The organism is Capsulimonas corticalis (genome assembly GCF_003574315.2).
GTDB lineage: Bacteria > Armatimonadota > Armatimonadia > Armatimonadales > Capsulimonadaceae > Capsulimonas > Capsulimonas corticalis.
On sequence record NZ_AP025739.1, the window covers coordinates 7,353,012 to 7,366,904 of the forward strand.

At 60.0% G+C, this 13,893-nt stretch carries 14 protein-coding genes; 7 read left to right on the forward strand and 7 right to left on the reverse strand.

The features are described from left to right. Positions 1-145 precede the first annotated feature (145 nt). On the forward strand, positions 146-751 hold the full coding sequence (locus tag D5261_RS32025; RefSeq protein ID WP_125206022.1) for a PEP-CTERM sorting domain-containing protein: 606 nt from the start codon (positions 146-148) through the stop codon (positions 749-751). A 122-nt stretch (positions 752-873) separates the two neighbouring features. Further along, complete coding sequence (locus D5261_RS32030) at positions 874-1,461, forward strand: hypothetical protein (protein WP_119321835.1); 588 nt, start codon at positions 874-876, stop codon at positions 1,459-1,461. A gap of 39 nt (positions 1,462-1,500) precedes the next feature. On the opposite strand, the gene D5261_RS32035 is transcribed toward D5261_RS32030, so the two are convergent. Beyond that, entirely contained in the window at positions 1,501-3,783 is a 2,283-nt protein-coding gene (locus D5261_RS32035; protein ID WP_119321836.1) for a glycoside hydrolase family 3 N-terminal domain-containing protein, read from the reverse strand. Positions 3,784-3,967: 184 nt separating this feature from the next. On the opposite strand from D5261_RS32035, the gene D5261_RS32040 reads away from it, so the two are divergent. The 3 genes from D5261_RS32040 to D5261_RS32050 are packed head-to-tail and all read left to right on the forward strand — an operon-like array spanning position 3,968 to position 6,022. After that, complete coding sequence (locus D5261_RS32040) at positions 3,968-4,555, forward strand: Uma2 family endonuclease (protein WP_119321837.1); 588 nt, start codon at positions 3,968-3,970, stop codon at positions 4,553-4,555. Continuing rightward, positions 4,533-5,471: a YxiH-YxzG fusion protein gene (locus D5261_RS32045; protein ID WP_119321838.1), complete on the forward strand. Its 939-nt coding sequence runs from the start codon at positions 4,533-4,535 to the stop codon at positions 5,469-5,471. Before D5261_RS32040 ends, D5261_RS32045 begins: the two co-directional genes overlap by 23 nt. 20 nt (positions 5,472-5,491) lie before the next feature. Then, positions 5,492-6,022, forward strand: a complete 531-nt coding sequence (locus D5261_RS32050; protein WP_119321839.1) for a hypothetical protein — start codon at positions 5,492-5,494, stop codon at positions 6,020-6,022. Between the two features lie 36 nt (positions 6,023-6,058). On the opposite strand, the gene D5261_RS32055 is transcribed toward D5261_RS32050, so the two are convergent. The 4 genes from D5261_RS32055 to D5261_RS32070 all read right to left on the reverse strand — a co-directional run bounded on the left by D5261_RS32055 (position 6,059) and on the right by D5261_RS32070 (position 10,516). Continuing rightward, on the reverse strand, positions 6,059-6,394 hold the full coding sequence (locus D5261_RS32055; protein WP_119321840.1) for a type II toxin-antitoxin system RelE/ParE family toxin: 336 nt from the start codon (positions 6,392-6,394) through the stop codon (positions 6,059-6,061). Beyond that, positions 6,361-6,552, reverse strand: coding sequence for a hypothetical protein (locus tag D5261_RS32060; RefSeq protein WP_119321841.1), 192 nt, complete (start codon positions 6,550-6,552; stop codon positions 6,361-6,363). Before D5261_RS32060 ends, D5261_RS32055 begins: the two co-directional genes overlap by 34 nt. Before the next feature lie 68 nt (positions 6,553-6,620). After that, positions 6,621-8,765 (reverse strand): hypothetical protein, encoded by a 2,145-nt coding sequence (locus D5261_RS32065; protein WP_165864247.1) that lies wholly within the window; start codon positions 8,763-8,765, stop codon positions 6,621-6,623. A gap of 395 nt (positions 8,766-9,160) precedes the next feature. Next, positions 9,161-10,516, reverse strand: a complete 1,356-nt coding sequence (locus D5261_RS32070) for an RICIN domain-containing protein (RefSeq protein ID WP_165864248.1) — start codon at positions 10,514-10,516, stop codon at positions 9,161-9,163. A gap of 548 nt (positions 10,517-11,064) precedes the next feature. On the opposite strand from D5261_RS32070, the gene D5261_RS32075 reads away from it, so the two are divergent. Both D5261_RS32075 and D5261_RS32080 read left to right on the forward strand, forming a co-directional pair. Next, on the forward strand, positions 11,065-11,607 hold the full coding sequence (locus D5261_RS32075; RefSeq protein WP_119321844.1) for a hypothetical protein: 543 nt from the start codon (positions 11,065-11,067) through the stop codon (positions 11,605-11,607). A 70-nt stretch (positions 11,608-11,677) separates the two neighbouring features. Beyond that, positions 11,678-12,217, forward strand: coding sequence for a hypothetical protein (locus tag D5261_RS32080; RefSeq protein WP_119321845.1), 540 nt, complete (start codon positions 11,678-11,680; stop codon positions 12,215-12,217). Positions 12,218-12,289: 72 nt separating this feature from the next. On the opposite strand, the gene D5261_RS32085 is transcribed toward D5261_RS32080, so the two are convergent. Further along, positions 12,290-12,415, reverse strand: coding sequence for a hypothetical protein (locus D5261_RS32085; protein WP_301002370.1), 126 nt, complete (start codon positions 12,413-12,415; stop codon positions 12,290-12,292). A 38-nt stretch (positions 12,416-12,453) separates the two neighbouring features. Beyond that, complete coding sequence (locus D5261_RS32090; RefSeq protein ID WP_125206024.1) at positions 12,454-13,764, reverse strand: hypothetical protein; 1,311 nt, start codon at positions 13,762-13,764, stop codon at positions 12,454-12,456. Between the last annotated feature and the right edge of the window lie 129 nt (positions 13,765-13,893).

Genomic DNA, 13,893 nt, shown 5'->3' on the forward strand with positions numbered 1-13,893 from the left:
CCTCAGGCGGCGGGGCTCTTTCTTCTCAAATGCGCTTTATTTCTCCAAAACGTTGCCGAAGCTTGCCTGCTTGGCACGCTTCTTGCAGTGTCAAAAACCAATATTAGTGACAGTTGAATTGCCATTGCATTTTAGGAGATCTTACGTGAAATACAGCCTCATGACCCTGGGGGCGACCGCAGCTCTCACCTTCGTCGCCAGCGGCGCATTCGCCCAAAACCCACCGATCATTCCCGATGTCATTTTCGCTGCGGATTCTCACGGCAACGGACTTGGCTTCGCTCAGGGCGGTTTCCTCCGTCCGCTGTATTCCTATATCAGTCAGGATCCAGGGCCGGGCGGAAATTCGACGGCGCTCACCTATTCGCTGGATTACCCGCCCTCGATCGTGCCGGGCGATGTGGCTCTCATCGACCCTAGCAACAGCCACTACGATGGTTTGATTCGCTTTAATCCCGGTGATCAGAACACATCGGCTTCGTTTGTGTTCTATTCGGCGGAAAACGGAATCAACAGCGGGCCAACATCCTTCTATCCTAACTACACGTTTTCCTTCGAGGATTCCAACGGTATTGCGGAATACATCCCGCAAGCCAACGATCCGGGCTACGTGGACGGTTTTATCGTAGAATATGTCTTCCTCAACGATGCGGTTCCGGAACCCTCGACGTACGCCGCACTCGGCCTGGGCATCCTGGGCGTCGCCATGCTCGTCCTGCGATCGCGCCGCCGCCGCACGTTCACCGTCTGACACCCACTGGCCCCTGCTGTTTCCCCATCAGCAGGGGCCTCGCGCCTCTCGTCCGCCGCTGCAACCAAATGGACGCTTTCGTGTCTCAAGAGTTAATACACTTGCGATGACCGAGGCTTCCCATGAAACTCTCCCAGTGCTGGTCCACGATTCGGCTTCCGCTCGTTCTTCTCGCCATCGTTCTCATTCCGCTGAGCATTTACGGCATTGTCCAGGATATTCGGTCGGACTTTCACACCATCCAGACTCAGGGGGACGAGTACGCCCGCTCGCCGGGCTGCTCGCCCCGTGCGGAAAACGTCGACCCCGCTCTCTCCCCCTGCACGGAAGCGCCGATGACGGTGGTCGATGTGCAAACGCATTCGGAATCTTCCAAGTCGTATGGATCGCGGACGGTCTATGACCTGATCGTCCGCGACCAGTGGGGCGTCACTCAGACATATACGCATGTCTATGAGAACTTTGCCGCGTCGCGCCGGCCGGGCGAGCAGATCTCCGCTCAATACTGGCGCGGCCATGTGGAGGAGCTGACCGCCGGTCAAGATCACTACCCCGTCGGCTACATGCCTCCGCAAGTGCAGCGCAACGGCGCCGTGATTTTTGTCTGGCTCATGGCGCTCTTCGGAAGCTTCGGCGTGATCCGCCTGGTCATTCAATTCTGGGACTACCCGAACCTGCCGCCTTTTTACCGGAGATCGATGTTTCGGTAATCGCCCGGTTTGCCGCGACAATCGTCGGCGACAGCGTCGTTACGGAGCGATGGTCATCTGCGACGATTGTCCTGCTTCGGAGTGCGGCGCGACCCACACGGTCAGTTCACAGGGCTCCACGGTTTGCTTGCGGTCGATGTTCCAGAAACCCAGTTCGCGCTTGGTAAGCATGAAGCGGACGAGACGCGATTCGCCGGCCTTCAATAGAATCTTTTGATATCCTTTGAGTTCACGGATCGGGCGGACGACGCTGGTTCCCCGCTCGCGGATGTAGAGCTGGGCGATCTCCTCGCCCGCGCGCGCACCGGAGTTTGTGACGGTCGCTTCGACGGTAATCGCCGCGCCGCCATTCAGTTCTTTGACGTGAGCCGCCGGCGTGGTGATTTTCGTGGGAGAGTAATCGAACTTCGTATAGGAAAGGCCCCAGCCGAAGGGGAACTGCGCCGTGGTGAGCTCGTCGATGTAGCGCGTCACATAGGGGTTGCCAGGATTCACGGGCCGGCCGGTATTCATGACGCTATAGTACAGCGGCTCCTGTCCGACAGAGCGCGGGAAGCTCGCGGTGAGCTTTCCGGCGGGATTGCTTTCGCCGTAAAGCGTGTCCACCAGCGCCGGCCCCGCCTGGACTCCGGGGAACCAGGCTTCCAGGATCGCCGGGAGATGCGCGGCTTCCCAGGGCAGCGCCAGCGGGCGGCCGCTAAAGAGCACCAGCACGACCGGCTTCCCCGTGGCGGCGACCGCTTCCAGCAGCTTGAGCTGATTGCCGGGCAGGTCGAGCTTTGTGCGCGAAGCCGCCTCGCCCGTCATTCCCCGGCTCTCGCCCAGCGCCATCACGACGACATCCGCGCGGTTCGCCGCATCGAGGGCGTCGTGGAATCCGGCTTCGGAGTCGGTCTCGATCTCCGTTCCTTTGGCGTAGACCAATTTGTCTTTCAAACGGCCCGCGAGCGCTTGTTTGAGCGTGACGACATCCGAGCCCTGGCCCCGGCCCTCCCACCCGCCCAGCATATCTCCGGCGCTGTCGGCGAGCGGTCCGATCAGGGCGACTGTTTTTCCATCGGCGAGCGGCAGCGCGGGAGCCCCGCCGGAGATGGGGTCATTCTTCAGCAGCACGAACGATTCTTCGGCGGCGCGGCGAGCGAGCGCCACATGCTCCGGGGCCAGGAGGACGGTTTTGCTGCGAGTTTCATCAGTGTACGGATGCGAAAACAGGCCCATGGCGATCTTGACGCGCAGGATGCGCTCGACAGCTTCGTCCACGGCACGCTCCGGGACCTTGCCGCTCCGGACCAGCTTGACCAAATTCTCTCCGTACAGGCCGCTTCCCATATCCATGTCCACGCCGGCGGTCACGGCCTTGCGCGCGGCGGTCTCGCCATCGAGCGCGACGCCGTGGTTGATTAACTCGCCGACGGAGTTCCAGTCGCTCACCACGAAGCCGCGAAATCCCCACTCGCCGCGCAGCACGTCGGTCAGCGTATCATGGTTCGCGGAGGCGGGTACGCCCTGTAAACTGCTGAATGCGCTCATCAGAGAGCCCGCGCCGGCGTCCACCGCCGCCTGGAACGGCGGGAAGTAAACATCGCGCAGCGTACGGTCGGACATATCGACCGCATTGTAATCGCGCCCGCTCTCGGCGCCGCCATAGGCCACGAAGTGCTTGACGCACGCGACCATCGACGTGGGATCCGACAAGTCCTTCCCCTGATACCCGCGCACAGCGGCGGCGGCGAACAGCGCCCCCAAATAGGGATCCTCGCCCGCGCCTTCCATGATCCGACCCCAGCGAGCGTCACGCGCGATATCCACCATTGGCGAAAATGTCCACCGAATCCCCTCCGACGTCGCCTCCACGGCGGCGACGCGCGAGGTCTTCTCGACAAGTCCCGGGTCCCAGGACGCCGACAGAGCCAGCGGAACCGGAAAGATCGTGCGGTAGCCATGAATGACGTCCATCGCCACGATCACCGGGATCTTCATGCGGGATTTCTCAACCGCCTGCTTCTGAAACGCATTGACCGCGCCGGCGTCCGGCGGATTCATCAGAGACCCAACACCCCCGCGCGCAACCAGCTCATTCTGATCGATCCCCTTCCCGTCCGGCCCCCGCGTCCCGCCATTAGGAAACTGGACCAACTGCCCAACCTTCTCCTCCAGCGTCATCTTCCGACGCATCTCCGCCGCCTGCTTCTCCACCTGCGCCGAAAACGGCGACACGGCCAACGCCTGCCCCCGCGCAAACGCCGGCAGCCCCAACAGCGTCAGCACGGCGACGCCCCGGAAAAATCCTCTTCGATCGTGAATGAGTAAATGAGCGCGCATCGCGTGGCGGCCTCCCTTTCGTGTCGTCGTACGGCGTCCTGCCTGCCGCGCCCCAGTAAATCCAGAACAAATCCAGCAGTAGATACTCCGACAGCAAATGGGCGACAAAGTTTCATACATCTCCACGGAGGAGGCGAAGGTATACTAAGCTATCTTGCCGCAAGCGCCGATTGAGGTAACCCGTATGGCTTCACTCCCCAAAACTTACTACACTCCCGAGCAGTATCTGGAGATGGAACGCCGCGCGGATTACAAAAGCGAGTACATCGACGGACAGTTTCATCCTATGCCTCTCGCCAACGAAGCGCATAACGTGATTAACGTCAATCTGGCTGCGGAAATCGGAACGCAGCTGTGCGGCAAAGACGCCCGCGTCTACATCAGCAACATGCGAGTCCGGGTTGGCGTGCACACCGCCTTCCTCTATCCAGACGTTGTGGCGGTCTGCGGCGACCGTCAGTTCGATGACATGCAAAAAGACACGCTCATCAATCCCACCATCATCATTGAAGTCCTCTCGCCTGAGACAGAGCTTAAAGACCGAGGCGAGAAGTTCGCGCACTACCAGAGGTTGCCCTCGCTGACGGATTATGTGCTGATCTCACAAGACAAAATGCGGATCGAACATTATGTTCGTCAGGATGAAAACCACTGGCTGCTTTCTGTCATCACCCAGACGCAGGATAACCTCACACTACAGTCCATCGACTGCGTACTGACACCTGCCGCGATCTATGAGAACATTGAATTTGCAGATTCACCATTACCTTAATTTCGCCGACGCGATCGCTGGACAACAAATAGCCGCCGTCGGGATTGGTCCAGATGCAGATCTCATTCTTCTGGTAATCGATCCCAGCGATTCGAGCGCCGCGTTCGGCCGCTACGTATCACCGGCGGGCGCCTCGTTCCCTCATGCGTCGACGCCCCGGACTTATCCCGCATCCGTCCTGCATTGGAAAAACGGCTCGTTCCGACGTGTGGACATCGCGGCGCTGGATGTGGCGCATCCCAAAATTCAGCCGATGGCCGACGGCGGAATTTTGATTGTCGCGTCACGCTGTAATTTCAACAGTGGCGCACCGGATAAAAACGCCGCGCTCTACGACAGCCAAGGTCGCCTTGTTCGTCGATGGGTGTTTGGCGATGGTATCCAAGACGTGCAAGTGAGCCGCGACCAGCGTATCTGGGTGTCCTATTTTGACGAGGGGATATTTGGGAACCGCGGGTGGAATACACCGTTGGGGAGCACCGGACTTCAGTGCTTCGATACCGAAGGAGAAACGCTCTGGCGTTTCGAGCCGCCTGCCGGTTTCGATCAGATCTGCGATTGCTACGCCATGAATGTTGCGGACGACGGCGTTTGGGCGTGTTACTACACTGACTTCCCGATCGTTCACATTTCCAAAAATCTCGAAACCCAGGGCTGGAGTAACAACATCGACGGCGCCCGCGCGATCGCGGTAACCCGGCGTAAGGCGCTGCTCTGGGGCGGTTACTCCACGAATCGCAAACGCTGCGTCGTACAATCCTTCGGCAACGATTATATGACATCGTCTCAGGAACTCGACTTCACCCTTCCCGGCGACACGCCGTCGCCCATCACGCACACCATCGGACGCGCCTCCACGCTGCACTTCATCGCGGGAATGTCCTGGTATCAATTCGACTTACACACTCTATCATAGCCGTTCGAGAGGGCGCCCCAATGAATAAATTCTGCTCGACAGTCATCTTCCTCGCCTGCGCCTCTACCCTCGCCCCCGTCGCGCACGCCGTCACCGTCGCCGAAGCCCGTCAGGGCGTCCAAGCCGCCATCGACAAACGCATCGCCGCGCGCCGCCAGCGGGACGTCGCCGCCTACCTTTCCACATTCGCCCCCACCTGGACGCTGACAAACGTCTCCGGCGCAACACAGACCTACGCCCAAATGCAAAAGATCATGACCGCCCGTCTGTCCCACCTGCCGCTCTCGCAAATGTACAAAATGAGCTGGCAGATGACCTCCCTCACTGTGTCCGGCAACCAAGCCCACGCCACCCTCGCCGTACAATACGCCTACCCACCCCGCCAAACGCCCAAGGGAACGGTCTACGTTTACCAAAATGAGGTGAGCGACAGCATATGGGAGAAAAGCCCCACCGGCTGGACACAGCGCTCAGACCAACTCCTATACGATTCCAAAGTGTTTTCGAAACGAGCGCTCGCGGCCGGCGAGCGGCGAACGCCGGGGTATTGAGGGCGGATTGAAGTTGTGAGAGGCGAGGCCGAGGCGTTACAAATCGTCCGGCCAATTCATCGCGGTATGAAGAATACGCAGGATGAAAATGCCGTTCGGAGTTTCTTCGTAAACGATGCGATGACCGTGTTTGGAGCGCTTCCACCGCAGAACATAGCTACGCAGCCCGGGCCTATCGGCGACGGGGCGTCCCTTTTCAGGATGCTGCGCGATGTCCAGCATTTGAGTTTTAAGGAAATGAGCGTATCGCTCTGCATGATCCACATCCCACACCTGTTCGGTATAGGTATATGTGGCGGAGAAGTCGAGATCGGCGGCGACACTGAGGGTAAATGTGGCTACGGATTGAGGTCTGGGTCGGCGTTCCGCCATGCCTGATTTCGCTTTCGCGCGCGGGCAAGAGCTTCGTCGAACGTAACGGATTCCGCTCCTGGCTCCCAGCGACCGGCTTTATCAATCGCCGCCAGGGTAGCGGCGTCCAGCACCTCGGGCTCTTGCTCTTTGATTTTCGGATTTTCAACAACGCGCATGAATCTATTATAGGCCACTGTTGCACGAAACGCAACAATCTTTGCATTTTAAGCAACAGTGCTGCTTTCTAAAACCCCTCCGCCGCCTCATACTCCCCATCCCGTCGCACACGTTCGCGCTCCGGCAGTTTCTCGATTTGGTCGATGTCCATGGAGCCGTAGGTGTCTTGCAACTGGGTCATGGGTTCGAGGAGCGCGACGGTGAGCCAGGGGAGCCAGACGGAGACGCCGTGGCCGCGTGGGGGCGGGAGGGTGAGGGCTTCGGTGAGGAGGCCAGGGTGGGCGTAGCCGAGGGAGCTGTCCCAGTCGGTCATTTGTTTGGTGTCGTGGAGGAGCATGCGGGCGGCGACACGGAAGTGGGGTTCATGGGTGAGCAGGGAAAGGCGGTAGAGGTCGTAGGGCGCGGCGGCCATGTAGTTGTCGGCGCCGGAGTGGCCGGCGGCGATGAGGCTGAGACCGTAGGTGGTGCGATTGTGCGGGTAGATGACTTTGGGGTCGTCGGTGGGAATGGGGATGTTCCAGCAGTAGGTCCAGGTCTCGCTGTACCAGGCCGCCTGCGACGCCGCCGTGAGCCATTTACGGTCGTGGGTGGCGTCGTAAAGGGCCAGGAAGGCGCCGAGCGCCATCATGCCGCCTTCTTTGTCCATCACGTTGGGGTTGTCGGGAGTTCCGCCGACATAGGCGTAGGCCAGGTGCACAGTCGCCCAGGAGAACTCGCCGGCTTTGAGCGCCGCTTGCCGGTAGCGGGCGTCGCCGGTGGCGCGGAAAAGGTGAATCAGGAAAGGGATCGGCTGGTCGGTGGTGTCCGTGGCGGTGTTGACGACATGACCGGTGAAGTCGTATTCGCGCGCCCAGGAGCCATCGGGGTTTTGAGCGCGCGTCAGCCAGTCGCCGTAGGCGCGGCAAAACGCCAGCCACTCCGGGTGATCCTGACCGTGGGCGCGCGCCGCGTCCCAGGCGCGGAGCGCGCCGTCCAGGCCGTCGGACGCCACGCGCAGAAACGTGTGATAGTCTCGCCAGGTGACGACGCCGCTAGGATGGATGTCGTACCAGGTTCTCGGAATGCCGGCGGGCGACGGCGAGTTTTTCGCCCAGAAATCCACCACCTGACTGGCCCGCGCCACGGCGTCGGCGTCCTGCGTTTCAAAGCCGTAGCGCAGAAGGAGCGCGGCACTGGGGAGCGCCTGCCCCACAAACCCCATCTGACTGCTGGTGTCCTTGACCTGCCCGCCCGGCATGGTGACCGCGAAGGGAACATCCGGAACGCCCTCCGATGGACGAATGTACGCCGACAGCGCTTCCATGCCGTCTTTGTAACATTTGTTGAGATCCACCCGGATGACCGGCGGACGGTAAAGATCGTAAACCGTGCGCCAGGTCCGGCGTACGGCGGCGGGAAAGTCCGGCGTCCGCCCGACCTGGATCAGCAAGCGATATCGGTGCGCCACGCCGGCCGCGACCGGATGACTGCGATACGCCCAGCGCTTGCCATCGACCGCCGGCCCGGCGATATAACTGCGCTCGCCTTCCGTACCGGGAAACACAAACGCCGGTTCCGGCCGCGCCTCATTGCGCACGCCCAGCGCCCCGAACTGCATGCGGGCGTCGATGATGCGGCTCAGCCCATCCTCCCCGGCAAAAGTCGTGGGGACCCCGTCCAGATGCGCAATCGCCAGCGTCGCCCCACTCCGACGATCACGCGTCATGACCAGCGGTAGCGGCAGCCGGTCCTCGCGAAACCAATACTCCCGATCGTCCCGGCTCCCCGCCAGCGCCCCCGGAGGAACATGCGCGTTGTCCTTATACCAAATGCCCGGCGCAAACACATCCTCATCCGCCAGCGCCGCCGGCCCCGATGGCGACAGACTGAACCGCGAATTGAACCCCTTATCGTCCCCGCTCGGCGTCACAATCTCCACACGCCGCGTCATCGTAAACGCGCTCAATTTCTCCAGCGCATGATAGACATCGAATACCCGGAACTCTGTCCCCGCCGGCGTCCGAACCTCCCCCTCACACACCCAATCCCCGCCCCGCGCCGCGACCGTCCGATACCCCGCCGACCGCCACTGCTCCGCCCCATCCTCCCCCACCACGCCCACCGCCACCGGCGCCGCCTGCGTGAATACAGTCTTCCCGTCCAACGCGACCTGGACGCCATACCCGCCATCCGGCGACACGAACACGCTCAGGCGCGCCGGGCCGCTTTTCAAATCTGAGTTTAATTGGGGTGATGCGGCTATGGGTGTGGCGCAGCAAACAGTCAGCAGAGTAGCAATGAGCGAAAAACGAATCATGGGGATATTATGGCGGAAGTTGAGGAGATCCTTCGCTATCTTAGTCGTATTTCATCAATAATGGAGATGCCGGCGGTTAAAACCGCGCCTACGAGAGCGCAGAAGTCCCCCTGCGGGGACTACATTGTCCATGACGATACCGCCTAACAGAATACCCATCTTTAGGCGGCATCGTGAACGATGATGTAACCCACGCAGGTGGGTTTCTGCGCTCTCGTAGGCGCGGTTTTAACCGCCGGCGCCTAATTCGTTTGTCGTCTTTCGCGTGGATTGCGTCACTAACTCCGCAAAACGTTGTCTTTCGCCGGCGCTTACCGGGGAATGAACTTCCACTGCTGCTGGCAGCCGCCGCCGCCCCAGCTCCAGAGCAGGATGCGGGTGTTGTTGGCGCCGGAGCAGCCCTGGCCGTCGAGGACGTCGTGCGAGCCGTCGGATTTGGTTCCGGCGGTGCTGATCTTGTAGGCCCCGCCCGAGGTGGGAGTGATCGCCCACTGCTGCCACGGGCCGCCGTTCCAGTCCCACAGCTCGATGTACGTTCCGTCGTTGGCGCTGGCGCCGGTGCAGTCCAGGCTGCGGCCGATCGTGCCGTCCGGGTTGATCGTTTTGATGGAGTAATATCCGTTGTTCAGGCTGTTGATCTGCCACTTCTGATTGGTCGTGCCGGCGTAGGGCCAGAGCTGAATGACGGTTCCGTTGCCCGTGCCATAGCCGTAACAGTCGAGGGCGTTGCCGGTCGTCGTAGCGACGATTTCGTAGTCGCCGTTCGGGATGGTCGATGCGCCGATGCCGTTGTTGATCGCCGAGGCGTACGCCGCCGCGTTGCCGATGAAGCCGTCGTAGAGCCACATCCAGCCGCCGGAAATCCCGCACTGGTTCTTCCAGTTGGTCATCAGCGTTTGAACGCTGCTGGGGCTATTGGCGCCGCTGTCCACGCCGGGATAGACGGGGATGCCGCCAAAGTTCCACGAGCATGGGTTGTTGCCGCCGCCGCCGCTGTAGCATTGCAGGTGGACGCTATCGATCGTGCCGCCGCGCTGGCTGTTGACCTGAGACGCGACCGTCGTCCAGAAACTGCCGTTGGTGTAGGGATCGAGCGCCACGACGTAACCCAGATTCCCCAGCATCACACAAAACTGCGTCATCGTGCTCTGGTCGTAGCAGTTCTCGTCGTCGAGATCGATACAGTCCAGCGAAGGGATCGCGTTCTTGAGCGCCTGGAAGTTTCGGTAAAGAATACTGCCCGATCCCGTTCCCTGGGAATTTATCAAATCGCGCACGTCCTGAAAGTCACCGACATTGGACGACCCGACGCTGAACGTGATCCGCTGCACTGTCCCTTGCTTGAGGCTCGCCATATTACCCGCGAAGTCAGGATGGGTTGAGCCGCCGACATACGAGCCGTTCGAGCACAGCGGAAACTCTCCGTTGAAGTTCAGGTCGCCGTTGCTGTGGACCTGGATGTTCCACACGATCACTTCCTTGAAGCCCGAGTTTTTGATCTCATTGATGTTGTTCGTGGCGTTGTTGTAAAACGGCCCGCCGCCAAATACGCCCGATGTCGCCGCCGACGCGGCGTTCGGCAGGGCCGCGCCGCCCGCCAGAAGACCAACAGTAAAAGCCGCCGCCGACAGCGCGCCGGCCGCCTGCTTCCAAAGCAAATGTTTCATTCGAGATGCCTCCATGAGTGTGTCGTACTAGACAGCGATGATCGCCTTGAAACAAATCAAAAACGATCCAGTTCCATCTCGTTCTGCTTCCCACGGCTGGACCAGCCATTCAACACCAACACACAAAATTGCAATGCTAGCAATGAACCACGTATGGCAATTCCCATGGCATGTTGTCTGGTAAAGCGCCGCCGCTGTGAAGCACGCGCCATTATAACAAAATCCGATCAATCCGTCAACAAGAATCTGGACCATATTTACACCATAGTTGTCGCAGATCCATCTGAATGGAATTATCGTGATGTGATCACCGTTACCATAACAGTCAAGCGAGGCGCCGAATCCACTCTCAAACCCATTGAATCCAGCGATCGCTCGCGGCGGTCAAGGCCGCTTCCGATGCGCGAAAAAAACGTGAAACAGACCTCTGTCTGCGCCCACTTTGGCTCCGTACAGATCCGTGCCCGAATACTGGGTGCGTCGTAAATTCATAAAACAGAGGCTGCCTGCTGGCTCAATTCCCGCCCGGATATGGCAGAATAGTAGGCATGGCTTCCTCTTATTTCTGGCGTATTTCTAAATACGACCCCGCAAAGCGCGACGCGGCAGGCCATTTTCTGGGCGACGAGTGGACTCTCTTCACGGAAATCGGTCAGACAATCCATGGACAACTGCTGACCTATCCCGAATACTACGCCGTCGAAAGCAAATATGTCGAGGCGCTCCTCTCCTTCATCGATGAAGCGAGCGTAAATGCGCTGACCATCTCGGAAATGTCCATCCGTTTCCACAGCCTGATCAAATCGGACGATATGTTCCGCGATATCGCTCTCACCCCGAAGGAAATCCACGACGGAGTCCTCGCCGAAGGCGCCGCGCTCCCACGCAATCTTTGGGCGGACATCATTCGCCTCAATCTGCGCGAAGGTCTGTGGTGCAAGCTGGACGCGCCGGGCGACTTCCAGATTCGATTCGGCTGGGATTATTATGTGTATGTCGGCGCCCCGACGGCATGCCGGCAATCAGAAGCGCGCGCGGCGGCGCTAGGGCTTTACGCGGAAGCTGGCGTCTTGCCCGACGCCACGCCATGATAGCAAAATATAAGTGTCATACGCCTGCCGTCATAGGGGCAGGCGTTCATATGTTCTAAAGGATGTCTCGATGTTAAAGCCGCTCAGTCAATTGCCAGGAAATGAACTTGTTTGGAAGCGCGTAAAGTTAGGACAATTTGAGTTCAGCGCAGACGGTGACGTCTATATCAATTATAGGATGAAAGGACTATCGAAATTCTCAGTTCAAGCAGAGCAAGGGGAGTGGACTTTCCAGCAAGGCAATCTTATGGGGACATACTTTGTCGTCAAAGACCGTCAGGGGAACGTAGTCGCCACGATGCCGTGGGGATCGTTCAAGAAGACGCAGGTTTTGCTGGCGGATGGCCGGATTTTGCGCCTTGGCTACTTCAATGACGCCATGATTATTATGAATCCCGAAGGAGACCCCATCGTCCATTCACAGGAAATTAGCGAAGGATTGATGGGAAGCCAGCGGCGCATTACATTAGGAAAGGATGCCCGGAACTATCCTGAGCTGCCCTTCCTGATTCCGCTTTGCAACTATATGATTAACCGAGCCATGTCGGAACAAGGTCAATATGGACCTCTTGCTGCAATATTTAAGGCGGGATTTTCCCGATTTGAGTAAAGTAAACTCCAAGAGAAACATCCGCAGATCCAACGAGTGGCACCTACAGATGCCTGTCTTAGACCAGATCGCTCAATCTACCGTTCGTCCAGTCGAGTTCACCAGCTCAAACAGATCCCCGACGACCTCGTTCGGACGCTCGAGATCCGGATTGCCCTCATCATGCGACAAGTAGCCGAAGGCGTCGATGCCGGACATGACGCCCTTCATCTTCTCCTAGCCGGAGGCGCCGCCGTCTAATGGATGGAATGGGAGGTGAGAGGAACGATCGCGGGATCGGGATCGGCGGGAATCGCGCCGGCCATGGCGTCCCGTGCGCGGGACTTCGCCGTTTCCCATATGGCGGCGGCGTCGGACAAGCCTTTTTCCTGGTTTGCGGCCACTGCGGCCTCCGCTGCGGCTTTCGCGTCGGCGGCGGCTTGCTTGGAGGCCAGCGCAGCGTCGCGGATCTCGATGTCCTGAAGATGCTTGGCCTTGCGCGCGGCGAGGACAACCTGATATTGCGCCTCGAAGGGCGAAAGATCGCCCGGAGCGGCGGTGCGGACGAACAGGGCGCGCGCCTGGATGATGTTGGCGCGCTGGCGCCAGTTGCCGAAGCGCGAAGTCTGGCAGCGGCGCATCAGAGCGTCGCTGAACGTTCCCGGCGGCCACTGCGACGGGTCGTCGTACTCGCTCACGCTGTGCGCCGCGCGGGCGGCGTCGGCGACGTATTCCAGGGAATGACGCGGGTTGTTGGTCCAGAGGGCAAAGACCAGCGCCTGATCGTAGGGGTTATCGCCGGCGAGATCGGCAAGCGTCACGCCGGGGCGCCCTTTTGGACGGAACGGAAGCCCATCGAGACGACGGTGCATCAGCGACTGCACGATGTTGCTCGCATAATCGACTTCCAGTGACGCGATATCCGGCTGCCTCCCCGCGCGCGCCATCGTCGTCGCCCAGTGCGTCGCGAGCGCCGGGTCGAATTGGGAGACCTTCGCCGTGCCTCGAAACGCCACGCGGATCTGCTCCGGCGTCGTGGCGGGTTTGCCGTAGACGATCAAATTGTTGGCGTCCACATCCAAACCGTTCGCCACAAACGTCTTCTCCCACACCTTCCGCCGATGCGTCGCCAGCAGACGGCGCTTGACGTAGACCAGGGCTTGCGTGAGACTTCCCGAACGCGCCGACCACTGCATCAATCCCCACGACAGGATTCCCCGATCGTAGAGGTTGACCGAATCGAACCCGCCTTCGAGCGACTGCGTGATGTCCAGCACGAACAGCTCCGGCGTATCGACATCGCGCTTCGTGATGCTGCGCGTGCTGTGGACGAACAGTCCTTCCTCCAAGTTCATCTTGCGCAGATAAAGCGCCTGCGCGGGATCCGTATCCGTCGGCAGATGATACGGCTGGACAAGCACGGGCGACAGATTGATTCCTCCGCCCTCCCACGTATAACGCGGCGGCGGGGGAGGCGCGGCGTGGCTGTGGCGGCGGCGCCGCGCCTGCGACGGCGCGGCGGCGCACAGCAGCATCACTGTGATCATCAACAACAAACGTGGTTTCATAAGTTCGATTTTCGGCCTATCCCCTGTGCATTCGCGCGGCTGGGAAATAGGTCCCGAGGCGATCCCGCAATAGCCCCAATAGATTACCCTCTCCGCGCTTGCTTTAATCCCATGTCTATCAGAATTTGC